Source organism: Streptomyces sp. NPDC054975 (assembly GCF_053609105.1).
In genome coordinates this window covers 409,928-432,250 of the sequence record NZ_JBSGWV010000002.1, presented here as the reverse complement: position 1 = coordinate 432,250, position 22,323 = coordinate 409,928, and the positions used below count along the sequence as shown (strand labels likewise).

The 22,323-nt window shown below is 68.9% G+C and carries 30 protein-coding genes; 11 read left to right on the top strand and 19 right to left on the bottom strand.

The window, feature by feature from the left end; all coding sequences use genetic code 11:
* From rplN to rpsJ, 12 genes are all read right to left on the bottom strand, one after another.
* Positions 1-369 (bottom strand): 50S ribosomal protein L14, encoded by a 369-nt coding sequence (gene rplN / locus ACWF79_RS04500; protein WP_003956455.1) that lies wholly within the window; start codon positions 367-369, stop codon positions 1-3.
* 99 nt (positions 370-468) lie between these two features.
* Complete coding sequence (gene rpsQ / locus ACWF79_RS04495; protein WP_453726531.1) at positions 469-750, bottom strand: 30S ribosomal protein S17; 282 nt, start codon at positions 748-750, stop codon at positions 469-471.
* On the bottom strand, positions 750-974 hold the full coding sequence (rpmC, locus tag ACWF79_RS04490; protein ID WP_028797851.1) for a 50S ribosomal protein L29: 225 nt from the start codon (positions 972-974) through the stop codon (positions 750-752). Before rpmC ends, rpsQ begins: the two co-directional genes overlap by 1 nt.
* Positions 974-1,393 (bottom strand): 50S ribosomal protein L16, encoded by a 420-nt coding sequence (rplP, locus tag ACWF79_RS04485; protein WP_015035580.1) that lies wholly within the window; start codon positions 1,391-1,393, stop codon positions 974-976. The genes rpmC and rplP overlap by 1 nt, the downstream gene beginning before the upstream one ends.
* Before the next feature lie 5 nt (positions 1,394-1,398).
* Complete coding sequence (gene rpsC, locus ACWF79_RS04480) at positions 1,399-2,232, bottom strand: 30S ribosomal protein S3 (RefSeq protein WP_356886096.1); 834 nt, start codon at positions 2,230-2,232, stop codon at positions 1,399-1,401.
* Positions 2,232-2,579: a 50S ribosomal protein L22 gene (rplV, locus tag ACWF79_RS04475; protein WP_041662774.1), complete on the bottom strand. Its 348-nt coding sequence runs from the start codon at positions 2,577-2,579 to the stop codon at positions 2,232-2,234. The genes rpsC and rplV overlap by 1 nt, the downstream gene beginning before the upstream one ends.
* A gap of 42 nt (positions 2,580-2,621) precedes the next feature.
* Entirely contained in the window at positions 2,622-2,903 is a 282-nt protein-coding gene (gene rpsS / locus ACWF79_RS04470; protein WP_019888752.1) for a 30S ribosomal protein S19, read from the bottom strand.
* A 12-nt stretch (positions 2,904-2,915) separates the two neighbouring features.
* Positions 2,916-3,752, bottom strand: a complete 837-nt coding sequence (gene rplB, locus ACWF79_RS04465; protein ID WP_401426981.1) for a 50S ribosomal protein L2 — start codon at positions 3,750-3,752, stop codon at positions 2,916-2,918.
* 39 nt (positions 3,753-3,791) lie between these two features.
* A complete protein-coding gene (gene rplW, locus ACWF79_RS04460) occupies positions 3,792-4,115 on the bottom strand; it encodes a 50S ribosomal protein L23 (RefSeq protein ID WP_352188385.1) in 324 nt (107 codons plus the stop codon).
* Complete coding sequence (gene rplD, locus ACWF79_RS04455; RefSeq protein WP_453726530.1) at positions 4,115-4,765, bottom strand: 50S ribosomal protein L4; 651 nt, start codon at positions 4,763-4,765, stop codon at positions 4,115-4,117. The genes rplW and rplD overlap by 1 nt, the downstream gene beginning before the upstream one ends.
* Before the next feature lie 4 nt (positions 4,766-4,769).
* The gene (gene rplC / locus ACWF79_RS04450) at positions 4,770-5,414 is read right to left on the bottom strand and encodes a 50S ribosomal protein L3 (protein ID WP_361965481.1); all 645 of its coding nucleotides are present in this window, start codon (positions 5,412-5,414) and stop codon (positions 4,770-4,772) included.
* 13 nt (positions 5,415-5,427) lie between these two features.
* On the bottom strand, positions 5,428-5,736 hold the full coding sequence (gene rpsJ, locus ACWF79_RS04445; RefSeq protein ID WP_003948644.1) for a 30S ribosomal protein S10: 309 nt from the start codon (positions 5,734-5,736) through the stop codon (positions 5,428-5,430).
* 500 nt (positions 5,737-6,236) lie between these two features.
* Here rpsJ and ACWF79_RS04440 point away from each other — a divergent pair, with 500 nt between their 5' ends.
* The gene (locus ACWF79_RS04440) at positions 6,237-7,058 is read left to right on the top strand and encodes an RNA repair domain-containing protein (RefSeq protein ID WP_453726529.1); all 822 of its coding nucleotides are present in this window, start codon (positions 6,237-6,239) and stop codon (positions 7,056-7,058) included.
* A 43-nt stretch (positions 7,059-7,101) separates the two neighbouring features.
* Here the strand turns inward: ACWF79_RS04440 and ACWF79_RS04435 are convergent, their stop codons facing one another.
* Entirely contained in the window at positions 7,102-8,256 is a 1,155-nt protein-coding gene (locus tag ACWF79_RS04435; protein ID WP_453726528.1) for a hypothetical protein, read from the bottom strand.
* A gap of 287 nt (positions 8,257-8,543) precedes the next feature.
* Here ACWF79_RS04435 and ACWF79_RS04430 point away from each other — a divergent pair, with 287 nt between their 5' ends.
* Positions 8,544-10,595 carry a PIG-L family deacetylase gene (locus ACWF79_RS04430; protein ID WP_453726599.1) on the top strand — a complete coding sequence of 684 codons (2,052 nt, stop codon included), beginning with the start codon at positions 8,544-8,546 and terminating at the stop codon, positions 10,593-10,595.
* A gap of 173 nt (positions 10,596-10,768) precedes the next feature.
* On the opposite strand, the gene tuf is transcribed toward ACWF79_RS04430, so the two are convergent.
* The 5 genes from tuf to ACWF79_RS04405 all read right to left on the bottom strand — a co-directional run bounded on the left by tuf (position 10,769) and on the right by ACWF79_RS04405 (position 15,927).
* Positions 10,769-11,962 (bottom strand): elongation factor Tu, encoded by a 1,194-nt coding sequence (gene tuf, locus ACWF79_RS04425; protein ID WP_215069822.1) that lies wholly within the window; start codon positions 11,960-11,962, stop codon positions 10,769-10,771.
* 151 nt (positions 11,963-12,113) lie between these two features.
* Positions 12,114-14,243 carry an elongation factor G gene (gene fusA / locus ACWF79_RS04420; RefSeq protein ID WP_453726527.1) on the bottom strand — a complete coding sequence of 710 codons (2,130 nt, stop codon included), beginning with the start codon at positions 14,241-14,243 and terminating at the stop codon, positions 12,114-12,116.
* Positions 14,244-14,282: 39 nt separating this feature from the next.
* Complete coding sequence (rpsG, locus tag ACWF79_RS04415; protein ID WP_003966970.1) at positions 14,283-14,753, bottom strand: 30S ribosomal protein S7; 471 nt, start codon at positions 14,751-14,753, stop codon at positions 14,283-14,285.
* 2 nt (positions 14,754-14,755) lie between these two features.
* Positions 14,756-15,127, bottom strand: a complete 372-nt coding sequence (gene rpsL / locus ACWF79_RS04410) for a 30S ribosomal protein S12 (RefSeq protein ID WP_003948652.1) — start codon at positions 15,125-15,127, stop codon at positions 14,756-14,758.
* Positions 15,128-15,477: 350 nt separating this feature from the next.
* Positions 15,478-15,927 (bottom strand): helix-turn-helix domain-containing protein, encoded by a 450-nt coding sequence (locus ACWF79_RS04405; RefSeq protein WP_453726526.1) that lies wholly within the window; start codon positions 15,925-15,927, stop codon positions 15,478-15,480.
* A 243-nt stretch (positions 15,928-16,170) separates the two neighbouring features.
* Between ACWF79_RS04405 and ACWF79_RS04400 the strand changes: the two genes are divergently transcribed.
* The 7 genes from ACWF79_RS04400 (at position 16,171) to ACWF79_RS04370 (ending at position 19,952) form a co-directional block, all read left to right on the top strand.
* Positions 16,171-16,455 carry a WhiB family transcriptional regulator gene (locus ACWF79_RS04400; RefSeq protein ID WP_453726525.1) on the top strand — a complete coding sequence of 95 codons (285 nt, stop codon included), beginning with the start codon at positions 16,171-16,173 and terminating at the stop codon, positions 16,453-16,455.
* Positions 16,448-17,251 carry a hypothetical protein gene (locus tag ACWF79_RS04395; RefSeq protein ID WP_453726524.1) on the top strand — a complete coding sequence of 268 codons (804 nt, stop codon included), beginning with the start codon at positions 16,448-16,450 and terminating at the stop codon, positions 17,249-17,251. The genes ACWF79_RS04400 and ACWF79_RS04395 overlap by 8 nt, the downstream gene beginning before the upstream one ends.
* On the top strand, positions 17,245-17,448 hold the full coding sequence (locus tag ACWF79_RS04390; RefSeq protein WP_453726523.1) for a hypothetical protein: 204 nt from the start codon (positions 17,245-17,247) through the stop codon (positions 17,446-17,448). The genes ACWF79_RS04395 and ACWF79_RS04390 overlap by 7 nt, the downstream gene beginning before the upstream one ends.
* Positions 17,449-18,003: 555 nt before the next feature.
* The gene (locus tag ACWF79_RS04385) at positions 18,004-18,411 is read left to right on the top strand and encodes a hypothetical protein (protein ID WP_453726522.1); all 408 of its coding nucleotides are present in this window, start codon (positions 18,004-18,006) and stop codon (positions 18,409-18,411) included.
* Positions 18,412-18,542: 131 nt separating this feature from the next.
* Positions 18,543-19,145: a phage tail tube protein gene (locus tag ACWF79_RS04380; protein ID WP_453726521.1), complete on the top strand. Its 603-nt coding sequence runs from the start codon at positions 18,543-18,545 to the stop codon at positions 19,143-19,145.
* An 88-nt stretch (positions 19,146-19,233) separates the two neighbouring features.
* Positions 19,234-19,524, top strand: coding sequence for a hypothetical protein (locus tag ACWF79_RS04375; RefSeq protein ID WP_453726520.1), 291 nt, complete (start codon positions 19,234-19,236; stop codon positions 19,522-19,524).
* 71 nt (positions 19,525-19,595) lie between these two features.
* Positions 19,596-19,952, top strand: coding sequence for a hypothetical protein (locus ACWF79_RS04370; RefSeq protein ID WP_453726598.1), 357 nt, complete (start codon positions 19,596-19,598; stop codon positions 19,950-19,952).
* Positions 19,953-19,979: 27 nt separating this feature from the next.
* On the opposite strand, the gene ACWF79_RS04365 is transcribed toward ACWF79_RS04370, so the two are convergent.
* Positions 19,980-20,762 carry a hypothetical protein gene (locus tag ACWF79_RS04365; protein WP_453726519.1) on the bottom strand — a complete coding sequence of 261 codons (783 nt, stop codon included), beginning with the start codon at positions 20,760-20,762 and terminating at the stop codon, positions 19,980-19,982.
* A gap of 308 nt (positions 20,763-21,070) precedes the next feature.
* On the opposite strand from ACWF79_RS04365, the gene ACWF79_RS04360 reads away from it, so the two are divergent.
* Together ACWF79_RS04360 and ACWF79_RS04355 are read left to right on the top strand one after the other, a co-directional pair.
* Positions 21,071-21,283 carry a hypothetical protein gene (locus ACWF79_RS04360; RefSeq protein WP_453726518.1) on the top strand — a complete coding sequence of 71 codons (213 nt, stop codon included), beginning with the start codon at positions 21,071-21,073 and terminating at the stop codon, positions 21,281-21,283.
* A 99-nt stretch (positions 21,284-21,382) separates the two neighbouring features.
* A complete protein-coding gene (locus ACWF79_RS04355) occupies positions 21,383-22,312 on the top strand; it encodes a hypothetical protein (protein WP_453726517.1) in 930 nt (309 codons plus the stop codon).
* Positions 22,313-22,323 lie beyond the last annotated feature (11 nt).

The following is a 22,323-nucleotide window of genomic DNA, read 5'->3' as shown; positions in this document are numbered from 1 at the left end:
TTACAGCACCTCCGGCGCGAGCGAGATGATCTTCATGAACTTCTTCTCGCGCAGCTCACGGCCCACCGGGCCGAAGATACGGGTGCCGCGAGGGTCGCCGTCGTTCTTGAGAATGACAGCGGCGTTCTCGTCGAAGCGGATGTACGAGCCGTCCTGGCGGCGGCGCTCCTTGACGGTGCGAACGATGACCGCCTTGACGACGTCACCCTTCTTCACGTTGCCACCGGGGATCGCGTCCTTGACGGTGGCGACGATGACGTCACCGATGCCCGCGTAGCGGCGACCGGAGCCACCGAGAACACGGATGCAAAGGATCTCCTTGGCACCAGTGTTGTCGGCGACACGCAGTCGCGACTCCTGCTGGATCACGTCTATCTCCTGATTGTCTGCCGGTTCCCGGCAGGGGTTGATCGCTCAACCCCTGCCGAGCCTGGCGGAACGAACTCGAAGGGTTACCCCTTCAAGTGATTACTTGGCCTTCTCGAGGATCTCGACGATGCGCCAGTGCTTCGTGGCGGACTGCTTCCGGGTCTCCATCAGGAGGACGCGGTCGCCGATGCCGGCAGCGTTCTGCTCGTCGTGAGCCTTGAGCTTGTTCGTACGGCGGATGACCTTGCCGTACAGGGCGTGCTTGACGCGGTCCTCGACGGCGACGACGACGGTCTTGTCCATCTTGTCGCTGACGACGATGCCCTCACGCACCTTGCGGGCGTTGCGCTCGGTCTTCTCAGTCACGTTGTTCTCGCTCATCAGGCGCTCTCCACCGTCTCGATGCCCAGCTCGCGCTCACGCATCAGGGTGTAGATCCGCGCGATGTCCTTGCGGACGGACTTGAGCCGCCCGTGGTTCTCGAGCTGGCCCGTCGCCGCCTGGAAGCGGAGGTTGAACAGCTCTTCCTTGGCCTCACGAAGCTTGGCGACAAGCTCCTCGTTGCCCAGCTCGCGCAGCTCGGACGCCTTGGTACCGGCGGTCATCACAGCTCACCTGCTTCGCGCTTAACGATCTTGCACTTCATCGGCAGCTTGTGGGCCGCACGGGTCAGGGCCTCGCGCGCGATCTTCTCGTTCGGGTAGGACAGCTCGAACATCACCCGACCGGGCTTGACGTTCGCGATCCACCACTCCGGCGAACCCTTACCGGAACCCATGCGGGTCTCGGCAGGCTTCTTGGTCAGCGGGCGGTCCGGGTAGATGTTGATCCAGACCTTGCCGCCACGCTTGATGTGGCGGGTCATCGCGATACGGGCCGCCTCGATCTGGCGGTTGGTCACGTACGCCGGAGTGAGGGCCTGAATGCCGTACTCGCCGAACGCAACCTGCGTACCACCCTTGGACATACCGCTGCGCTTCGGGTGGTGCTGCTTGCGGTGCTTGACCCTACGGGGGATCAGCATTTCGGTCAGGCCTCCGTTCCGGTGCTCTCAGCCGGAGCAGCGGCAGCAGCCTCGGCCTTGGGGGCCTCGGCGGCGGGAGCCGACTGCTGCGGCTTACGACCGCGACCGCCACGCTCGCCACCGCGGCCACCACGGCCGGCGGGGCGCTCAGCGCCACCGCGGGCCGGACGGTTGCCGGCGCGGGCAGCGGCGTTCTCGGCGCGGACCTCGGCGATGTTCTTGACGTCGCCCTTGTAGATCCAGACCTTCACGCCGATGCGGCCGAAGGTCGTCTTGGCCTCGAAGAAGCCGTAGTCGACGTTCGCGCGGAGCGTGTGCAGGGGCACGCGGCCCTCGCGGTAGAACTCCGAGCGGGACATCTCGGCGCCGCCGAGGCGACCGCCGCACTGGATCTTGATGCCCTTGGCGCCGGCCTTCATCGTGCCCTGCATGCTCTTACGCATGGCGCGACGGAAGGAGACGCGGGAGGAGAGCTGCTCGGCAACGGCCTGAGCAACCAGCTGAGCGTCCATCTCGGGGTTCTTGACCTCGAGGATGTTCAGCTGGACCTGCTTGCCCGTGAGCTTCTCGAGGTCGCCGCGGATGCGGTCGGCCTCGGCGCCACGGCGGCCGATGACGATGCCGGGACGCGCGGTGTGGATGTCCACCCGCACGCGGTCACGGGTGCGCTCGATCTCAACCTTCGAGATGCCGGCGCGCTCCATGCCGGACGTCATCATCCGACGGATGGCGACGTCTTCCTTGACGTAGTCCTTGTACAGCTTGTCGGCGTACCAGCGGGACTTGAAGTCCGTGGTGATGCCGAGCCGGAACCCATGCGGGTTAACCTTCTGGCCCATTACCGGGTTCCTTCCTTGCTGCTGACGACCACGGTGATGTGGCTGGTCCGCTTACGGATCCGGTAGGCACGGCCCTGGGCACGCGGACGGAACCGCTTCAGGGTCGGGCCCTCATCCACGAACGCCTCGCTGATGTACAGCGAAGAGGCGTCACTGTGGTCGTAGTTGTGCGCGGCGTTGGCAATGGCGCTGTCCAGCACCTTGCCGACCGGCACGCTCGCGGCCTGCGGGGCGAAACGCAGGACCGCCTGAGCCTCCGTGGCATCCATGCCACGGATAAGGTCCACCACGCGGCGGGCCTTCATGGGCGTAACGCGGATGTACCGCGCCTGGGCCCTGGCTTCCATGGTTGTCCTTCCAGTGTCTGTCATGGTCATTCCACCCCGCTACTAGCGGCGCTTCGACTTCCGGTCGTCCTTGACGTGACCCCGGAAGGTGCGCGTCGGCGAGAACTCGCCGAGCTTGTGGCCGACCATCGACTCGGTGACAAACACCGGAATGTGGGTCTTGCCGTTGTGCACCGCGATCGTGTGGCCGAGCATGGCCGGGATGATCATCGAGCGACGGGACCAGGTCTTGATGACGTTCTTGGTGCCGGCTTCGTTCTGGGCGTCCACCTTCTTTACGAGGTGGTCGTCGACGAAGGGCCCCTTCTTGAGACTGCGCGGCATCTAAACCCGCTCCTAGCGCTTCTTGTTCGTCTTGCGGCGGCGGACGATGTACTTGCTCGAAGCCTTCTTCGGCGAGCGAGTACGACCCTCCTTCTGACCCCACGGGGAGACCGGGTGGCGACCACCGGAGGTCTTGCCCTCACCACCACCGTGCGGGTGGTCGACCGGGTTCATCGCCACACCGCGAACGGTCGGGCGAACGCCCAGCCAGCGCTTGCGGCCGGCCTTGCCCCAGTTGATGTTCGACTGCTCGGCGTTGCCGACCTCACCAATGGTGGCGCGGCAGCGGGCGTCGACGAGACGGATCTCGCCGGACGGCATACGAAGGTGGGCCATCGTGCCCTCCTTCGCCAGCAGCTGCACGGAGGCACCCGCGGAACGGGCGAACTTGGCGCCACCGCCGGGACGGAGCTCGATCGCGTGGATCGTGGTACCGACCGGGATGTTGCGGAGGGCCAGGTTGTTGCCGGGCTTGATGTCGGCGCCAGGGCCGTTCTCCACCCGGTCACCCTGCGCGAGACCACGCGGGGCGATGATGTAGCGCTTCTCGCCGTCCGCGTAGTGGAGCAGCGCGATGCGAGCGGTGCGGTTCGGGTCGTACTCGATGTGAGCGACCTTGGCCGGCACGCCGTCCTTGTCGTGACGACGGAAGTCGATCACGCGGTAGGCGCGCTTGTGGCCACCGCCCTGGTGACGGACGGTCACACGACCGGTGTTGTTACGGCCACCCTTGCTGTGCAGCGGGCGGACCAGCGACTTCTCCGGCGTGGACCGCGTGATCTCGACGAAGTCGGCTACGGAGGAGCCACGACGGCCCGGCGTAGTCGGCTTGTACTTGCGGATTCCCATTTCTCAGTCCTCGTCCGATTCCGGACGACTCGACCGCCGTCAGGCGGTCGGGCCGCCGAAGATGTCGATACGGTTGCCCTCGGCAAGGGTCACGATGGCGCGCTTGGTGTTGGCGCGCTTGCCGAAACCGGTGCGGGTGCGCTTGCGCTTGCCCTGACGGTTGATCGTGTTGACCCCGGTGACCTTGACCGAGAAGACCGCCTCGACGGCCTGCTTGATCTGGGTCTTGTTGGCGCCGGGCGCAACGATGAACGTGTACTTGTTCTCGTCGAGCAGCGCGTAGCTCTTCTCGGAAACAACCGGCTTGACGAGGATGTCACGCGGGTCCGTGAAGGTCTTGCTGGTGATCGTGGCCTCGGACATCAGGCCTCGCTCCCTTCGTTGTCAGCGGCCTTGGGGCCAGACACGAAGGACTCGAGGGCGGCCTGGGTGAAGACCACGTCGTCGGATCGCATCACGTCGTACGTGTTCAGCTGGCCCGGCTCCAGGATGTGCACCTGGGGCAGGTTGCGGGCGGACAGCCACGCGGCCTCGTCGGAGCGCTCGACGACCAGGAGCAGGTTCTTGCGCTCCGAGATCTTGCCGAACAGCGTCTTGGCGGCCTTGGTGGAGATGTCACCCTCGACCACGCCGGAGACGACGTGGATGCGGGAGTGGTTCGCCCGGTCGGTGAGGGCACCGCGGAGAGCGGCGGCCTTCATCTTCTTGGGGGTGCGCTGCGAGTAGTCACGCGGCACGGGACCGTGCACGACGCCACCACCGGCGAACTGCGGGGCGCGGGTCGAACCCTGACGGGCGCGGCCGGTGCCCTTCTGGCGGTAAGGCTTCTTGCCACCACCACGGACCTCGCCACGCGTCTTGACCTTGTGCGTGCCCTGACGGGCGGCGGCCAGCTGCGCGACGACGACCTGGTGGATCAGCGGGATGCTGATCTTGGCCTCGAAGATCTCGGCCGGGAGCTCGACGGTCCCGGTCTTGTCGCCGGAGGGCGACAGAATGTCAATGGTGCTCATATCCTCAGGCCCCCTTGGCCGCGGTGCGGACCAGGACGAGGCCGCCGTTCGGACCAGGAACCGCACCCTTGATCAGGAGCAGGCCCTTCTCCGCGTCAACGGCGTGAACGGTCAGGTTCTGGGTGGTCACGCGCTCGTTGCCCATACGGCCGGCCATGCGCATGCCCTTGAAGACGCGGCCCGGGGTGGCGCAGCCACCGATCGAACCGGGCTTGCGGTGCACGCGGTGGGCACCGTGCGAAGCCTTGCCACCACGGAAGTTGTGGCGCTTCATGACACCGGCGAAGCCCTTGCCCTTGCTCTTACCGGTGACGTCGACCTTCACACCGGCCTCGAAGACCTCGGCGGTGATTTCCTGGCCGAGCGTGTACTCGGAGGCGTCAGCGGTGCGGAGCTCCACAAGGTGACGGCGCGGGGTGACGTCGGCCTTGGCGAAGTGGCCCTTGAGGGGCTTGTTCACCTTGCGCGGGTCGATCTCGCCGAAGGCGATCTGGACCGACTCGTAGCCGTCGATGTCGTTCGTACGCACCTGGGTCACGACATTGGGGCCGGCCTTGACGACGGTCACCGGGACAACCCGGTTGTTCTCGTCCCAGACCTGCGTCATGCCGAGCTTCTCGCCCAGGATGCCCTTGATGTTCTTAGCCATCTCGCGCGTCACCTCAGAGCTTGATCTCGATGTCGACGCCCGCCGGGAGGTCGAGACGCATGAGCGAGTCAACCGTCTTCGGCGTGGGGTCGAGGATGTCGATGAGGCGCTTGTGCGTGCGCATCTCGAAGTGCTCGCGCGAGTCCTTGTACTTGTGCGGCGACTTGATGACGCAGTACACGTTCTTCTCAGTGGGCAGCGGCACCGGGCCCGCGACCGACGCACCAGTGCGAGTCACCGTCTCGACGATCTTCTTCGCCGAGGAGTCGATGACCTCGTGGTCGTAGGCCTTGAGCCGGATGCGGATCTTCTGTCCCGCCATGGCTACTCAGTAGTCCTTTGTCTTGGTTAACGCTCTGGACCCGGGGGTTCTCATGACCTCCGCCTCCGACCCACGCGGTCGGGCGTGTCGCACTCCCTCTACGCAGAAATCCCTAGGGATCTCCCAACCAAGGGGGTGCGGTTCCCAGAACCGCGAGTCGGGGGCGAAACACCACCCGAGTGCCTGGCCGGCACCCCGCTGACGCTTCCCCGAAGATTCCCGTACGTCCGACCCGAGGGGTCGACGAGTACTGTGGGACTCGCTTCAGGTCCTCCCGACGGGAGGCGCGCAGCATCGGCACTCAACCGAGCAACCCCGACAGTCTGCCATACGTGGGCATCCGGCCGCCAATCGGGGCGGAAGACTGTACCCCAGGTCACGTACGGGTACACGCAGGGGCGCGGACGCGGTTCTATGCGGCGCCCGGCTTCCCGGCCGGGCGCGGGGACCGCGAGCCTGGACCCGCGCGTAGCGGCGCCGTGGCCGGGCAGGTGCGTGGTGTGCACACCAGTGACGAGATCTACCACCGGGTGCTGTGGGATCCCCGCTTCGACCCGGAACGGTTCGTGATGGGGATCGCCGAGCGCGGCGCGGCCGAGCCGCAGCGGATGGCGTTGCCCGACTTCGTACCGGACGGGGAGATCCCCTGGCACCGGGTGCTCTTCTTCGAGGCCGACGGCGAGCTGGTCTGGGACCGGGCGACCGGCACGGACCGGCTCGACGAGACCGTCGCGGCGGTGGAGCCCCTCGCGCCGCCCACGGAGGTCCTGGCCGTGCCCCCGACGCACCGCACCGCCGTCGCCTGGCTCCCGCCGCGCGAGCTCTGGCCGGCGATCCAGCACATCCGCCGCGCGCACGACCGCCAGATCCACCGCTGGCCGCCGCACGTCAACGTCCTCTTCGGCTTCGTCCCGGAGGCCGACTTCGACCGGGCGGTGCCGCTGGTGGCGGCGGCGATGAGCGAGACGCCCCCGTTCCGGGCCCGCCTGGAGGGCGTCCACTGGTTCGGCCACCGCGAGGACGCCACGGTCTGGCTCGACCCGTGCGCGGCCGGGGAGCAGCCCTGGGCCAGGCTGCGCGAGGCCCTGGAGTCCCGCTTCCCGCTGTGCGGAGACCGCGCGAGGGGTTTCACCCCCCACCTCTCCCTCGGCCGCAGCACCGACCCCCACGATCTCGTCATCACCTCCGAGGCGCTCCTCGGCTCGATGACGGCCCGCGTCAGGGACCTGGCCCTGCTGTCCCGCCGCGCGGACGGCCCGATGCGCGTACGGGCGAAGGTGGCCCTGGGAACGGGCGAGGTCGACGCCGACTGGCGGACATGAGAGACCCGGCCCCAGGCGCCGACGGCGACGGTGAGCCGGGGCCTCAGCTGCGCGTGAGCCGTCCGCACTCCTGCGGCAGGTCGGCGAGTTCCTTGCTGCGGTCGTACGGGTCCGTCTCCGGGCCCGAGGGCTCCTCGCCGGGCGACGCCGTGAGGTCCTCGGCGAACATCGGGTGGAAGTAACCGTCCTCCGGGCCGTCGCAGTCGTCGTTGCCGACGGTCGAACGCATCTGGCTCACCGACAACTTGCCCTTGGTCACCAGGTACTTGTCGGGGTCGGGCAGCGCGAAGGTGATCGCGCGGCGGACGACCGTCCGCGCGACCTCGTCGGCGCCCGGCCGCACCTTCACCACGGGGTAGACGAAGGTGTAGTCGGTACGGATCAGCACATGGTCCGCGAACGCGCCCGTGCCCACCTCCAGCGTCATCCGCCCCCGCGTCTTCACCACCGACCCCACCAACTTCGCCTCCCCCGAGCTGAATCGGCTGAACATCACGGTGGGGTCGTTCTTCTCGGTGGCCCGGGCCAGGCCCTTCTCCAGGCGGGAGCGGACGTCCGGCTGGCGCGGGTCGAGAAGCGCCAGCGCCTCCGTCGGCCTGCCGCCGTTGACCACGGCCGGGTCGAGGTTGGCCGCGACGAGGAAGTCCTTCGCCGTCCTCAGCGCGGCCGCGACCTCGTCCTTCGTCATCCAGTCGACGGCCCTGGCCTGCGGCGTCTCGATGCCGGCGGCCCCGTCGGCCCACCGCAGCGCCGGGGAGCCGCGAAACGGCTCGCGCAGTGTCGGCCCCGCCGGGTACGCCTCCTCGGGCGGCGCCGCCGTCGGGCGCGCGCTCTCGGCCGCCAGCGGCGTGGTCTCCCCCGACCCCCCGAGCCCCTCGGGCAGGTGGTCGGTGACCAGCTGCGGGCGGAGGGCGACGACCAGGACGGCGGCGGCCACGGCGAACCCCACGACCCCCTTCACCTGCCGCCTGCGCCTGCCACGCCCGTTCATCTCCTGCCAGGCCGGTCCGGTGCGCCAGCCCTCGGGCTGCGGCTGCTCCACCCGCGCCCGCCGGGCGTCCTCGCGCGACGGCCAACTACCTCGACGGGGCTTGGACTTCACCTTCGGCACGGGGCCCGTACCGACCCCGTCCCTCTTCGCCGCCTCGACGAACGCGGCCCACTCCTCGTCGGAGACCGACGGGCCCTTCTCGCTCATGCTTCCCACCCCTGATCACGCGTACGGATCGGAGGTTGTCACGGCACCGCCGTGTGTGTCTCCCCACAAACCTCGCCGCTCGACCCCGCGTACACAACACCCACAAGTCACCCCACGCATATTTGAGCGAATTCGTGGGCAACCTTGACCCCCCTCCTCCCGTCTAGCCAGTCGCGGAACCAGGTCTCGACCTGGCCTTTCCGCGGATTCCAGGCACGCGCGGCAGCGGGGGGACGTACACAGTGGACACATTCGGGCTGCTCAAGACTGAGCTGCTCCGGACCGGGCTGCTCCGGACCGGGCCGCTCCGGCGCCGCGGAGTGCTCGCGGCTGCCGTCGCCCTCGGCACCGCCACTCTCGGTTCCGCCGCCCTCGCCGGGTGTTCCGTGCCCGCCCCTCCCCGACGGGTCCAGCCCGCCGCGGACCCCGCGCCCGGGGTGCCGATCGCCTCCACGCGCCGCGCGCAGCTCATGCAGTTCGTCGCACACCCGGACGACGACCTGTACTTCATGAACCCGGACACCCAGCGGATGCTCGACGCCGGCGTCCCCCTGGTCTCCGTCTACGTCACCGCGGGTGAGCACGTCGGCCGGAACCAGATCAAGGGCATGCCCGACACGCCGCCCGACCGCGCCGCCTACTCCTCCTCGCGCCACCAGGGCCTGCGCCAGGCGTACGCGACGCTCCTCGGGCTCGACAAGTTCACGCCCTGGCAGAAGGGCGTCACCACCCTCCACGGCGAGCGGCAGGCCGAGATCAACACGCTGGTGCACGGCGGCCGCCGCGTCGAGCTGATCTTCCTCAACCTGCCCGAGCACGCCCCCCGGCACTACCTGGCCCTGACCTCCCTCTGGCAGGACCGCGCGCTCGAACTGCGCACGCACCTCTCGGCCGACTCCCCCGTCGACCGCTCCGACACCTACGACCACGACCAGCTCATCGACGTCCTCGTCGGCCTTCTCGACCGCTACCGGCCGACCGTCGTGCAGACCCTCGACCCCGACCCGGACGTCCAGGTCAGCAGCGAGGCCACCCGCAAGCGGGACAGCGAGCAGCCCGGCTACTCCGACCACAGCGACCACACCGCCGTCGCCTGCTTCTCCTGGGCCGCGCTCATACGCTGGGTCGCCGAGGGTCAGAAGGGCCCGGGGCAGATACCCGCGTTCACGGCGACCGCCTTCCGCGGGTACTACGGCCGGCACTGGCCCAAGAACCTCCCCGCGCAGGTCCTCAAGGAGAAGGCGGGCCATCTCTTCCAGTACGGCGGCAATCCCGCCTGGGAGTGCGGCAACCCCTCCGGCTGCGGCGACTACGGCGTCGGCGGCGGACGCCCCCTGAAGAACAACAAGGGCTGGGTACGGTCCACCCACCACCGCTGGCCCGGCGCCGGACCGGCCGTCGTCGCCCGCCCCGACGGGCGGCTCGACGCCTACGGAGTGCTGGGGCTGCGCGCGGTCCGCTGGCGGGAGACGGAGCCGGGCTCCGGACTCTGGGACGAGCCGAAGGACCTGGGCGGCGGGCCGCTCGTGCCCGCGCTCGGCTCGACCACCCTGCCGGACGGCCGGGTCCTGCTGTTCGGCGTACGGTTCGCCGCCCTCAACGGGCGCGGCGGACCCAACAAGCGGGAGGTCGTCCTGCTGGAGCAGCGCTCCCCCGACGGCCCGTTCCTCGCCTGGCGGGGCCTGGGCAACCCCGAGCGCAAGGACGACCGGGGCCGCCGGATCGGTGTGCCGGTGGCGGTGACCGCCCCCGACGGCCGGGTCCACCTCTTCGTGCGCAACGCGGACAAGGGAGTGTCGACGCGGGTACGGAGCACCGACGGCGTCTGGTCCCCGTGGCGGGCGCTCCCCGCCACCCTGGAGATCCAGGACGGCCTGGACGCCGTGGTCGACGCCCAGGGACGCGTCCACGTCCTCGGCGCCGGCCGCCAGTCCGTCCAGCACTGGATCGACTCCGCCCCGGCCGCCCCGCTCCCCCTCGCGAGCGGTCCGGTCGCCTCCGTACCAGCCAAGGGCCGCGCCGGCCTCGACGTGTACTACCGCCGGCCCGCCGCCAAGGAACTGCTCTCGCAGCGCGGAAACGCGTCCTTCGACGGATACGGCCCTGTCGCCGCGGCGGCCGACGCCGAGGGGACGGTCCTGCTCGGCCGCGACCTGCGGGGCCGGATCCAGCTGCGCAAGGGCGGCCGGCTCTGGACCCGTACGCAGGGAGCGGCGACCGTGCACGCGGCGGCCCTGCGGCTGCTGCCGGGCGGCCCGGTCGCCGTCGGCCTGGGCGCGGACGCCCACCCGTGGGTCTGGCGTCCGGCGAAGCGGTCCGGAGCGACCTCGACGTCGTAGCGCCCGCCACGCGGAATCCTGTCCCCGGCCGGAGAATCCCGGCCGGGGATTCTCTTTGCCGCAGACCACGGAAGGCGCCACGAAGAAAAGGGCCCCCGCCCCGCCGCGAACGGCGGGCCGGGGGCCCTTTCATGACGCTCCGTCAGGAGCGGCACAGGTCAAGCGATCGACAATTACTTGTTGATCTTGGTGACCTGGCCGGCGCCCACGGTCCGGCCACCCTCACGGATGGCGAACTTCAGGCCCTCCTCCATGGCGACGGGCTGGATCAGCTCGACGGTCATGGAGGTGTTGTCGCCCGGCATGACCATCTCGGTGCCCTCGGGGAGGGTCACGACGCCGGTCACGTCCGTGGTACGGAAGTAGAACTGCGGGCGGTAGTTGTTGAAGAACGGGGTGTGACGGCCACCCTCGTCCTTCGACAGGATGTAGGCCTGGGCCTCGAACTCGGTGTGCGGCGTGACCGAACCGGGCTTGATGATGACCTGGCCGCGCTCGACGTCCTCGCGCTTGATGCCACGGAGGAGCAGACCGACGTTCTCACCGGCCTGGCCCTCGTCGAGCAGCTTGCGGAACATCTCGATGCCGGTGACCGTGGTGGTGGTCTTCTCGGTCTTGATACCGACGATGTCGACGGTCTCGTTGACCTTGAGGACACCACGCTCGATACGACCGGTGACGACGGTGCCACGACCGGTGATCGTGAAGACGTCCTCGATCGGCATCAGGAACGGCTTGTCGACGTCACGCTCGGGCTGCGGGATCGCCTCGTCGACGGCGGCCATCAGGTTCAGGACCGACTGGCCCCACTCCTTGTCGCCCTCGAGCGCCTTGAGCGCCGAGACCTTGACGACCGGCAGGTCGTCGCCCGGGAACTCGTACTCGGAGAGGAGCTCACGGACCTCGAGCTCGACGAGCTCCAGGATCTCCTCGTCGTCCACCATGTCGGCCTTGTTCAGGGCGACGACGATGTACGGAACGCCGACCTGGCGGGCCAGGAGCACGTGCTCCTTGGTCTGCGGCATCGGGCCGTCGGTGGCCGCGACCACGAGGATGGCGCCGTCCATCTGCGCCGCACCCGTGATCATGTTCTTGATGTAGTCCGCGTGACCGGGGCAGTCGACGTGGGCGTAGTGACGCGACTCGGTCTGGTACTCGACGTGCGCGATGGAGATGGTGATACCGCGCTGGCGCTCCTCAGGAGCCTTGTCGATCTGGTCGAAGGCCGAGGCCTCGTTCAGGTCCGGGTACGCGTCGTGCAGCACCTTGGTAATGGCGGCCGTGAGGGTCGTCTTACCGTGGTCGATGTGACCGATGGTGCCGATGTTGACGTGCGGCTTAGTCCGCTCGAACTTCGCCTTCGCCACGGGGGTCCTCCTGGAGAGTGGTTCTGTACGCCTTGCTCATCGGCGCCAGGTGATCTTTGCTGGGATGCCAGGCGCCGGGGCCCGATTCCTCGGGTTACGGGGTTGAGAGCCCCGGCGACTGGGTCAAGCCTAAAGCGTGCACTCGGGTGAGTTACTCGCCCTTGGCCTTCGCGATGATCTCCTCGGCGACGTTCCGGGGAACCTCGGCGTAGGAGTCGAACTGCATCGAGTAGCTTGCGCGACCCGAGGTCTTGCTGCGGAGGTCTCCGACGTAGCCGAACATCTCCGAGAGGGGCACGAGGCCCTTCACGACGCGAGCGCCGCTGCGCTCCTCCATGGCCTGGATCTGGCCACGGCGGGAGTTGATGTCACCGATGACTTCACCCATGTAGTCCTCGGGCGTGACGACCTCAACGGCCATCATCGGCTCAAGGATGACGGGGGAAGCCTTGCGCGCGGCCTCCTTGAAGGCCTGCGAACCGGCGATCTTGAACGCGAGCTCGGAGGAGTCGACCTCGTGGTAGGCACCGTCGAGAAGGATGACGCGGACGCCAGTCATCTCGTAGCCGGCCAGGATGCCGAACTGCATGGCCTCCTGCGCACCGGCGTCGACCGAAGGGATGTACTCCTTCGGGATGCGGCCACCGGTGACCTTGTTCACGAACTCGTACGAGGCGTCGCCGCCCTCGATGGGCTCGATCGCGATCTGCACCTTGGCGAACTGACCGGTACCACCGGTCTGCTTCTTGTGGGTGAAGTCCACGCGCTCGACGGCCTTGCGGATCGTCTCGCGGTACGCGACCTGCGGCTTGCCGACGTTCGCCTCGACCTTGAACTCGCGACGCATACGGTCGACGAGGATGTCGAGGTGAAGCTCGCCCATACCACCGATGATGGTCTGGCCGGTCTCCTCGTCCGAGTGAACCTGGAAGGAGGGGTCCTCCTCCGCGAGACGCTGGATGGCAACACCCAGCTTCTCCTGGTCACCCTTGGACTTGGGCTCGATCGCGACCTGAATGACCGGCGCCGGGAAGTCCATGGACTCCAGGATGACCGGGTTCTTCTCGTCGCACAGCGTCTCACCGGTGGTGGTCTGCTTCAGGCCCATGACGGCGACGATGTCGCCGGCGCCCACCGAGTCGATCTCCTCACGCTTGTTCGCGTGCATACGGTAGATCTTGCCGATGCGCTCCTTCTTGCCCTTGACGGAGTTCAGCACCGAGGTGCCGGCCTCCAGGCGACCGGAGTAGATCCGGACGAAGGTGAGCTTACCGAGGTGCGGGTCGCTCGCGATCTTGAACGCGAGGGCCGACAGCGGCTCCTCGTCGGACGGCTTGCGACGGACGACCGTCTCCGCGTCCTTGACGTCGTGGCCCTCGATGGCCTCGACGTCCAGGGGGGAGGGGAGGTAGCGCACGACCGCGTCGAGCAGGGGCTGAACACCCTTGTTCTTGAACGCGGTGCCACAGAAGACGGGGGTGATCGTCTTCTCGCCGCCACCCTTGCCGGAGGCAATGGTGATACGACGGATCGCGGCGTACAGCTGCTCCTCGGTGGGCTCCTGGCCCTCGAGGAAGAGCTCCATGATCTCTTCGTCGTTCTCGGCGACGGTCTCGACCAGCTTGCCGCGCCACTCTTCAGCGGCCTCGGTGTGCGTGGCCGGGATGTCGACGATGTCGTACATCTCGCCCTTGGTCGCCTCGGCGGACCAGACCAGAGCCTTCATGCGGACGAGGTCCACAACACCCTGGAAGTCCATCTCGGAACCGATGGGGAGCTGCATGACGATCGGGACGGCGCCGAGGCGGTCCACGATCATGTCGACGCAGCGGTGGAACTCGGCACCCGTACGGTCGAGCTTGTTGACGAAGCAGATGCGCGGCACGCCGTAGCGGTCCGCCTGACGCCAGACAGTCTCGGACTGGGGCTCGACACCGGCGACGCCGTCGAACACCGTCACGGCACCGTCGAGCACGCGGAGCGAACGCTCCACCTCGACGGTGAAGTCGACGTGGCCCGGGGTGTCGATGATGTTGATGGTGTGGTCGACGTCCTCGAGCGGCCAGTGGCAGGTCGTCGCGGCGGACGTGATCGTGATGCCGCGCTCCTGCTCCTGCTCCATCCAGTCCATCGTGGCAGCGCCGTCGTGGACTTCACCGATCTTGTACGAGACACCGGTGTAGAACAGGATCCGCTCGGTGGTGGTCGTCTTGCCCGCGTCGATGTGAGCCATGATGCCGATGTTGCGCACCTTGGCAAGGTCAAGCGAAGTGGTAGCCATATCGGCTCAGTCTTCTCTCGGTCTCGATGTGGGTTGCGACTACCAGCGGTAGTGCGCGAAGGCCTTGTTGGACTCGGCCATCTTGTGCGTGTCCTCACGCTTCTTGACCGAAGCACCGAGGCCGTTGGAGGCGTCGAGGAGCTCGTTCATGAGGCGCTCGGTCATGGTCTTCTCGCGGCGGGCGCGGGAGTAACCCACGAGCCAGCGCAGAGCGAGGGTGGAGGCGCGACCGGGCTTGACCTCGATCGGCACCTGGTAGGTGGCGCCACCGACACGGCGGGACTTGACCTCAAGAGACGGCTTCACGTTCTCGAGGGCGCGCTTCAGCGTGATGACCGGGTCGTTGCCGGTCTTCTCGCGGAGGCCTTCCATGGCACCGTAGACGATGCGCTCGGCGGTGGAACGCTTGCCGTCCAGCAGGATCTTGTTGATCAGCGAGGTGACAAGAGGAGAGCTGTAGACCGGGTCGATGATGACCGGGCGCTTCGGGGCGGGGCCCTTACGAGGCATTCTTACTTCTCCTTCTTGGCGCCGTAGCGGCTGCGAGCCTGCTTACGGTTCTTGACGCCCTGCGTGTCGAGGGAACCGCGGATGATCTTGTAACGAACACCCGGCAGGTCCTTCACACGGCCACCACGCACGAGCACGATGGAGTGCTCCTGCAGGTTGTGACCCTCACCCGGGATGTAGGCCGTGACCTCGATGCCCGAGGTCAGACGCACACGCGCGACCTTACGGAGGGCCGAGTTCGGCTTCTTCGGGGTGGTCGTGAACACACGCGTGCAGACGCCGCGGCGCTGAGGGGAACCCTCGAGTGCGGGCGTCTTGTTCTTCTCGACCTTGTCCTGCCGGCCCTTCCGGACCAGCTGCTGGATCGTAGGCACTACTTCTCCGGTTTCTGTGTGCCGTCGTAAAACTAACCTGGAACACTGTCCGACCCACGCGGTCGGGTGTGTCGAATACTGCGGACCTCCGCCGAGGGCGGAAAAGGCGCAGATTGCGGTGGCCATTGACGAACTCGCCGTGCGGTTGAGGACACGCACACGAGCCCAGGCACACCCCAGGCACAAGGTCTGAGCGTACCTATCGCATGGACTCCGGTCAAAACAAATGCCCGCGCGTGCGGGCCCGGCCGACGTGGGAGAACGGATCCCGGAACGGTCGGTGCGTGGTCCGTGACGGAGAGCCTGTGGGCCCGCCGGGAGCTTCCTGCCGGCGGGCGTCACGGAGAGGGTCAGTCCCGGGTGGCGCGGCGCGATTCTCCGGTGGTGCGCGGCTCGACCTCTTCCTCGCCGGGCTCCAGGAACTGATTGACGACCTTGACGAACACGCCCATCCGCTCGTCGGGTACGCCCAGCCAGCGGGCGAAGTCCTCCATGGTGGGCTGCCAGTCCCCTGGTGGCAGCAGGTCCGCCGCCAGGGGCAGCTCGTCGGGCGTGACCCGGCCGGACCGGATCAGCATGTCGCGGACGGAGACCCCGAGAAGGGGGGCGATCCTGCGCATGGTCTCCAGGTCGGGCATGCTCTGCCGCTGCAGCAGCCGCGTCACCGCGGCCCGGTGCACGCCGGCCTCGTCGGCGATCCGGGACTTCCCTCCACCGCGCGGACTGTCGATGTCGTAGCCGCGCGCTCTCATCAGGCCTTCCACCCAGCCTGCGAACTCGTCGAGCCCTTGTGTGCTCATGTACCGCTCCCTCTGAGACTCCCCCACCCTCCGGGTCCCACACTCTAGCGTGCTTGCGCGCACAGAATTACGTGCTTTTGAGCGCGCAATCGTGTCGAATCGGTGAAGGAGCCTCCATAAGCTTGTTGCGCGCTCGCACGCAACGTGTCACTCTCTCACTCGCCGTCGCACTCGTCGGCCTCACGAGTCCCAGGAGTCGCACCGGCCCCAGGGGCTCGGTGGCCCGGACCGTGGAGAAGAACCTTGCTCCTGCCCGACTCGTCCTCATGGCAGGCCGCCGCCGCGTGCGTCGGCCTCTCCCCGTCCGTCGTCTTCGCCCGCCGCGCCCAGCAGGCCGCCCCGGCGCTGCGCGCCTGCGCCGCCTGTCTCGTCCGCCGCGAGTGCGAGGCCGCGGTGGCCCCCGCGGAGAGCTGGTTCGACGGCGTCTGCGCGGGCCGCCTCTGGCGCAACGGCCGCCCCGTCGCGCCCCGCCGCGGCGGCCGGAGTTCGGCGGCGGGCACCGCACACTCCGGAGGTCCGCGTGACTGACCAAGCCGTCCACCCCGCCCACGCCACCCACTCCACCGACCGGGTCGTGCGGGACATCGCGCTCTGGGCCGCCTCCCTGGTACGGCAGTTCCCCGAGCTCGCCGAGGAGCTGGCCCCTGGTCGCCGCGCCCCCGCCGGGACCGCGCCGGTCGCGCCGCACCCCGGCCGCGACGAACTCATCCGCGAGGAGCGCCGCGAGGCCCTGCTCCTCCAGCAGCGGCACGGGCTCGCCGTACCCGGCCACGGGGCCGCCCCGATCCGGCTCCATGTCTCCGACGCCATCCGGGACATCAGCGACGGCGTGGTGGAGCTGGAGGAGGCCGTCTGCGCCCGGCTCGGCCTGCCGCGGCCGCGCCGCGCCGGGGTGGTCGACCGGCTCCGGCGCGTCGTCGCCCTGCTCGACGACATGGCGGCCCACCCGGACCTGGCCCGGCACGTGCGCGACGAGCTGCGCCGGATGGCACGGCGCTGCGCGCGCACGCTCGGCGACACGGAGACGGTCGTCCGTGTGGCGGGCCGCTGCCCGTGGTGCGACTCGGTTTCGCTGCGGGCGTTCCCGGACCGGCGGGCGGTGCTCTGCGTGAACCCGGCGTGCGTCTGCACGGACGAGGTGTGCGGATGCCAGGACGACCCGGCGTACCGGCACCTGTGGCCGGAGGAGCAGTGGGGCGAGCTGGCCGACGCGTCGGGCGCCCGGGCGGACGAGATCGAAGCGGCGATGCACACCACCGCGAGCACGACCGCGAGCACCACAGCGGCCACCACCCCCGAGGACACCGAGGAGAGCCCGTGCTGAAGTCCGTGCCCCTGCCGGCCCTGATCCCCGGCCCCTTGGCCGCCGAGGAGGCCGGGGTCGCCCCGGCGACGATCCGCAAGTGGGTCCAGCTGGGCCACCTGCGAGCGGCCGGCAAGGCGGGCCGGGCCCAACTGTTCCGCCTGGAGGACGTCTTCGCCGCGGAACGGACGGCCCGCCGCCGCCCTCGTACCGCCTAGCCCGTACGTACATACGCACCGCACGGACAACGCATCGCACGGAACGACGAAGCGCCCCGCGTCTCTGGGAGAGACGCGGGGCGCTTCTTCGTGCGTTCGGTCCCGACCGGGGCCCAGCCGACCAGGGGACGGCGGAGCGGTGAGGTGCCGTCACGGCCGGGCCGTCCGGCCGGCAGACCGCGCGGGCAGACCGGCCTGACAGACGGGGCGGGCAGACCGGCCGGACAGACGGGCGGGCAGACCGGGCCGGGCAGACCGCGCCGGACAGACCGGCTGGGCAGACCGCGCCGGGCAAGCCGCCCTGGAATGCGCGACCAGGCCTTCCCGACGCCTCCGATCCGCAGCAGTTCTTCGAACTAGTTGCGTGCGCGCACGCTCTCTGTCACAGTTGGTGCAGCGGCGGAGCTGTGCCCGCGAGTCGGGCCGCAGCTTCGCCGTTCGCCGTCCGGGAGCGCTCCGCGCCCCCGCCCCCTTCCCCGCGTCGAGCGCCCCGGACGGCCCCCGTACCGCCCCGTACCGCCCCGCACCGACTCCCTTCCACCGAGGAGAACCGTCATGACCACTCCCCCGAGTGCGTTCCCGGACGTCGAGAAGCTGGTCGTCGACGTCCTCAAGGCCGACCCGGCCCTGGCCGGCGCCACGATCGCCGTCCAGGCGCCGGCCGGCTTCGACGGCACGCAGAGCGCCGTCCTCGTCAACCGCCGCGGCGGCGCCTGGATCGGCGACCAGCACGTCGACAAGCCGCTGATCGAGTTCGAGGTGTACGGGCCGACCAAGAGCGCGGCCCACGTCCTCGCCAACGCGGCCCGGCGCGCGCTGCTCGCCACGATGGGCAAGCAGATCGGCGTCAACCTCGTCCACGACGTGGAGGAGATGGACGGACCGCGCTGGCTGCCCGACTACCTCTACCGGGGCGCCCACCGCTACCTCTGCGTGATCCGCCTCTCCCTGAGCGTCTTCTGAGCCCACCGGGCTCCCTGACGGACGCTCACCCCACAGACCAGGCCTCGCCATCCGGCGGGGCCTTTGCCGTACCCGGGCACCGAAGCCCGGTGCGGCGCCCTCACCCTCCCTCACACAAGGAGAAACCCACCATGGCAGGAAACAACTCGGCCGAGATCCGCGTCGCAGGCGTCGGCAAGCTCTACGTGGCCAATGCCGGCACCGACCTCCCGGCCTTCGGCGCCGACTCCGCCACCGACTGGGCGTCCTGGACGGACCTCGGCTTCACCACCGGTGACGGCGTCACCTTCTCCAAGAAGGACAAGCTGGAGGCCATCGACTCGTGGCAGTCGGTCTCCCCGGTGCACTACATCTACTCGGCCCGTGACCTCTCGCTGAAGTTCTCCATGCTCCAGTTCAACGAGAACACGCTGCCGTTCTTCATGGGCGGCGGCAAGGTCGAGGCTGCGACCGACCCGGCGGCCGACGTCTACAAGTACGAGATCGCCGAGCGTCCGTACGCGGACGTGCGCGCCCTCGGCCTGGAGTTCACCGACGTCAAGGCCGGTGGCACGACCGCGGTCACGTACCGCTTCATCATCCCGCGCGGCCAGGTCACCGCGTCCGACGACATCAAGCTGGCCCGCAAGGCGGCGTCGCAGCTGGGCATCACCTTCACCGCCATGTCGAACGGCAACGGCAAGCCGCTGGCCTCCTTCCTCATGAAGGACAGCCAGTACAGCGCTTCCGTCTGATCCCGCTCCACCGGGGCGGGGCGGCCCACCGCCGTCCCGCCCCACCCCTCTCCTCTTTCACCCACTCGAACAAGGAGTACGCATCACCATGGCCCGTTTCGACGTCAACGCAGCCCGCGCCCAGCGACAGGAGGCCCACGGCCGCGCCTGGTCCTTCGAGCTGGACGGCGAGAGCTACACCCTTCCGACCGAACTGAGCCGCGCGACCGCCAAGGCCCTGCGCAAGCTCGACGACAACGACGTGGACGGCCTGCTCGCGCTCCTGATGGGTGAGGAGCAGTTCAACCGCTTCGAACAGCACGACGTCACGATGCAGGACATCGCCGCCATCCTGGAGGCCTACGGCAAGGAGACCGGGCTCGGCCTGGGGGAAGACTGAGCCTCGTCGAGTTCGTCGACGAACACGCCGAGGCACTTGAGGCGGACTTCCTCCGCTATTACGGCACCGATCTGCTCGACTGGCACCGCGGTGAGCTCTCCAGCCGGCGGGTCCTGCTGCTGATCAAGCATCTGCCGCGGGACAGCGCCGTCCAGCGGGAGCTGCACGGCGAGGCGGCCGAGTGGTCGATCGGCGACCATCTGCTCGCGGCGGCGGTGGACCATCTGGCCGTCGCCAACTGGATGTTCGCCAGTGTCAACACCGGCGAGGACGACGACTCGCCGGAACCGCCGACACCCGTGCCGCGGCCCGGTGGCGCCGACAAGGACGACGAGGACGAGGAGGGCGGGGAGCTCGACGGGCGGAACACGCCTGCCGAGGAGGGCGACGTGCCCTCACCCCACGCCCTCGCCCGATTCTTCGGGTGACCCCGCGGCCCCCGGAGCTCGTTCCCTTCAGGGACCGGGCTCCGGGGGCGCTTCCCGTGCTCGCTCCGAGGTGAGGTCGTCCTCCAGGGCCCGGGCCCGGTCGGAGAGCCGGCGCCCCTTGCCCGGGCGCGTGCCGGATTCGGCGGGCTCGGAATGCTCGGGTTCGCGGCGGTCGCTGCCGGAAGCCGGCTGTCCGGGTACGCCCAGCGGCGGCACGATCGGCCGACCGCCCTTGCCCCGGACGACCTTCCGTACCGACTGGGCGCCTCGGCGCGAACGGCTCTCCTGGGCGGTCACCAGGACGTCCAGGTCCGCGTCCGGTTCGGAGCCCGTCTGGTGCTCGGGTTCGGGTTCGGGACGATCGGAACGTTCGGGGCGCGGTTCGAACTGTTCGCGCTCCTTGCGGACCCGCTCCTCGGCCTCGACGACGGCCTGTGGCGGTTCGAGGAGGCGGGCGAACGGCAACGCGATGACCTGGGCGCCCTCCGTGCCGACGTCCGTACGCCGCTGGGGACGGCGGATTCCACGCGCGTCACCTTGACCCTGTGCGTAGGCGTCGGCGACGCGCCTCTCGTACTCCCGGCGTATGCGGGGCAGTTCGTCCGACACGGCCTCGGCCCAGCCGGAGGTGAACGCGCTCGTCTCGCGCCGGTCGACCTCCGCCCGCGGGATCAGGACGAGTTCCTCGGGGGTGTAACCGTGGACGTGGACGAGCTCCGAGAGGCGTGCGAAGAGGTGAGGCAGGTCGGGCTGGGACGCAAACCAGTCGGCGACCCGCTCCCGCCGATTGTCGTCCGGATCCGTATCCATGCGTCAGCGCTGCCTTCCAGCCCCCAGAGCGTCCCGCCGCGCGCCCCCGCGCCGCCCTCGCCCCCCGAAGCGGTCGGGTCCGGGGAACGCGTCATCCAGGTTACCCCGGTCGAACACAAGCTCCGTTCCGGAGCCGACGTCGCCCGGAATCAGGCCGGAAGACACGCCGTCAGACGTTTCCGGCTCGACAAACACCGAACAGGTGTTCCAGACTTCGTTCGCACAGAAGTTCGATAACGTGGTGCCCCCGCCCTCACTCCGCGGCGCCGCCACGCACGCACGGGCAAGCAAACGGAAGGCAGGCGTCCATGACTCAGCAGGCCGAGGCACCCCGACCGCACATCCCCCTCCAGGACCGCCTCCGCCAGCTCCTCGACGGACCCGTCCCCCTCGACAAGAGAGCGTTGCTGGGCAGCCTGTACGCCGAGGTCTCCCGCTGCGAGACCCTCGCGTACACGGCCGGCTGGAACGACGCCCTCACGACGGCGCGCCGGGAGACCCGCCGGGGCGACGACACCTGACCGTCCCCGCTGCCCACCACGCACGAGCCCCTGCCGAAGTTCCTTTCCGGCAGGGGCTTTTCGGCGCTTGGCCGTCACCGGCCGGAAGCGGAGCAACTCATGGCAGACCCGACGAACACGGAAGTCCTTCAGAAGATCTCGGAGCTCAAGGCCGCTCTCGTCGACCCCCAGCCCCAGCCGGGGAAACCCCCGAACGTCTCCCAGCTCAAGGAACACCTGATCGCGGTGGCCCCGTACGTCGTCACCGTGCAGTGGATGGAGAGGACCTTCACCGCGGAGTTCTTCAAGAAGATCGACGACATCCACGAAGAGGTCGTCAAGGCCCCCCTGACGGAGTGGCTCGAAGCGGCCGGCCTCGGTGGCGTCGCCGCCGGTGTCGAGAAGATCGCCGAGGGCAAGACCGTCGGCACCTGGTGGCCCTACTTCTTCTCGGCCTTCGTGGGCCTCGCCATCCCGGCCATCGGCCTCCTGCTGGCGGCCAAGTTCACCGGATGGTCCCGAACCCTGCAGGAGAAGATGTTCGGCGGCAGGGTCTTCGCCACCAACGAGAACGGCACCTGGTCGCGCCAGAACCGCCAGGCCGTCGAGGATCGCGAAAGCCGGGTCTTCAACGGAGGCGGCCTCGCGGCCGTCCCGAACGCGGCCACCACCAACGCCGCGCGCGAGGCACTCCAGAAGCTGAACGAGCAGATCACGATCTTCAACCGCAAGGCCGGCTCGTTCCGGACCAAGTTCAACAAGATGCCGTCGGCCCGCGAACTCACCAAGGCGGCCAAGGGCGTCGAGAAGGTCAGTACGGCCGTCGACAACGTCAACACCGAGACGCTCCAGACGGTCACGACCAAGACGGGCGCCCTCAAGAGCGTCATGGCGGACTTCGCGCCCAACAAGATCCCCCAGGACCTCCGGAACGCCACCCGCGCCGCCGAGGCGCTCGACCGCGCCGGCCAGAACCTGCAGGAACGGTTCCAGACCCTCAAGACGGCCGCCGCCGGTGCCGCCACGGCCATCGCCGGCGCCGGCAACTGATCACCCCTCGG

What these genes read in the sequence shown, in the direction of transcription:
- ACWF79_RS04435 (WP_453726528.1), bottom strand. Translation starts at nt 8,256, where the DNA reads ATGAGCGAGAAGGGCCCGTCGGTCTCCGACGAGGAGTGGGCCGCGTTC.
- rplP (WP_015035580.1), bottom strand. Translation starts at nt 1,393, where the DNA reads ATGCTGATCCCCCGTAGGGTCAAGCACCGCAAGCAGCACCACCCGAAG.
- rplD (WP_453726530.1), bottom strand. Translation starts at nt 4,765, where the DNA reads ATGAGCACCATTGACATTCTGTCGCCCTCCGGCGACAAGACCGGGACC.
- ACWF79_RS04385 (WP_453726522.1), top strand. Translation starts at nt 18,004, where the DNA reads ATGACCACTCCCCCGAGTGCGTTCCCGGACGTCGAGAAGCTGGTCGTC.
- rpsC (WP_356886096.1), bottom strand. Translation starts at nt 2,232, where the DNA reads ATGGGCCAGAAGGTTAACCCGCATGGGTTCCGGCTCGGCATCACCACG.
- rplV (WP_041662774.1), bottom strand. Translation starts at nt 2,579, where the DNA reads ATGGAAGCCAGGGCCCAGGCGCGGTACATCCGCGTTACGCCCATGAAG.
- rplW (WP_352188385.1), bottom strand. Translation starts at nt 4,115, where the DNA reads ATGTCCGAGGCCACGATCACCAGCAAGACCTTCACGGACCCGCGTGAC.
- ACWF79_RS04405 (WP_453726526.1), bottom strand. Translation starts at nt 15,927, where the DNA reads ATGAGCACACAAGGGCTCGACGAGTTCGCAGGCTGGGTGGAAGGCCTG.
- rplB (WP_401426981.1), bottom strand. Translation starts at nt 3,752, where the DNA reads ATGGGAATCCGCAAGTACAAGCCGACTACGCCGGGCCGTCGTGGCTCC.
- fusA (WP_453726527.1), bottom strand. Translation starts at nt 14,243, where the DNA reads ATGGCTACCACTTCGCTTGACCTTGCCAAGGTGCGCAACATCGGCATC.
- rpmC (WP_028797851.1), bottom strand. Translation starts at nt 974, where the DNA reads ATGACCGCCGGTACCAAGGCGTCCGAGCTGCGCGAGCTGGGCAACGAG.
- ACWF79_RS04375 (WP_453726520.1), top strand. Translation starts at nt 19,234, where the DNA reads ATGGCCCGTTTCGACGTCAACGCAGCCCGCGCCCAGCGACAGGAGGCC.
- ACWF79_RS04360 (WP_453726518.1), top strand. Translation starts at nt 21,071, where the DNA reads ATGACTCAGCAGGCCGAGGCACCCCGACCGCACATCCCCCTCCAGGAC.
- ACWF79_RS04355 (WP_453726517.1), top strand. Translation starts at nt 21,383, where the DNA reads ATGGCAGACCCGACGAACACGGAAGTCCTTCAGAAGATCTCGGAGCTC.
- rpsG (WP_003966970.1), bottom strand. Translation starts at nt 14,753, where the DNA reads ATGCCTCGTAAGGGCCCCGCCCCGAAGCGCCCGGTCATCATCGACCCG.
- rpsJ (WP_003948644.1), bottom strand. Translation starts at nt 5,736, where the DNA reads ATGGCGGGACAGAAGATCCGCATCCGGCTCAAGGCCTACGACCACGAG.
- ACWF79_RS04365 (WP_453726519.1), bottom strand. Translation starts at nt 20,762, where the DNA reads ATGGATACGGATCCGGACGACAATCGGCGGGAGCGGGTCGCCGACTGG.
- rplC (WP_361965481.1), bottom strand. Translation starts at nt 5,414, where the DNA reads ATGGCTAAGAACATCAAGGGCATCCTGGGCGAGAAGCTCGGCATGACG.
- rpsS (WP_019888752.1), bottom strand. Translation starts at nt 2,903, where the DNA reads ATGCCGCGCAGTCTCAAGAAGGGGCCCTTCGTCGACGACCACCTCGTA.
- ACWF79_RS04380 (WP_453726521.1), top strand. Translation starts at nt 18,543, where the DNA reads ATGGCAGGAAACAACTCGGCCGAGATCCGCGTCGCAGGCGTCGGCAAG.
- rpsQ (WP_453726531.1), bottom strand. Translation starts at nt 750, where the DNA reads ATGAGCGAGAACAACGTGACTGAGAAGACCGAGCGCAACGCCCGCAAG.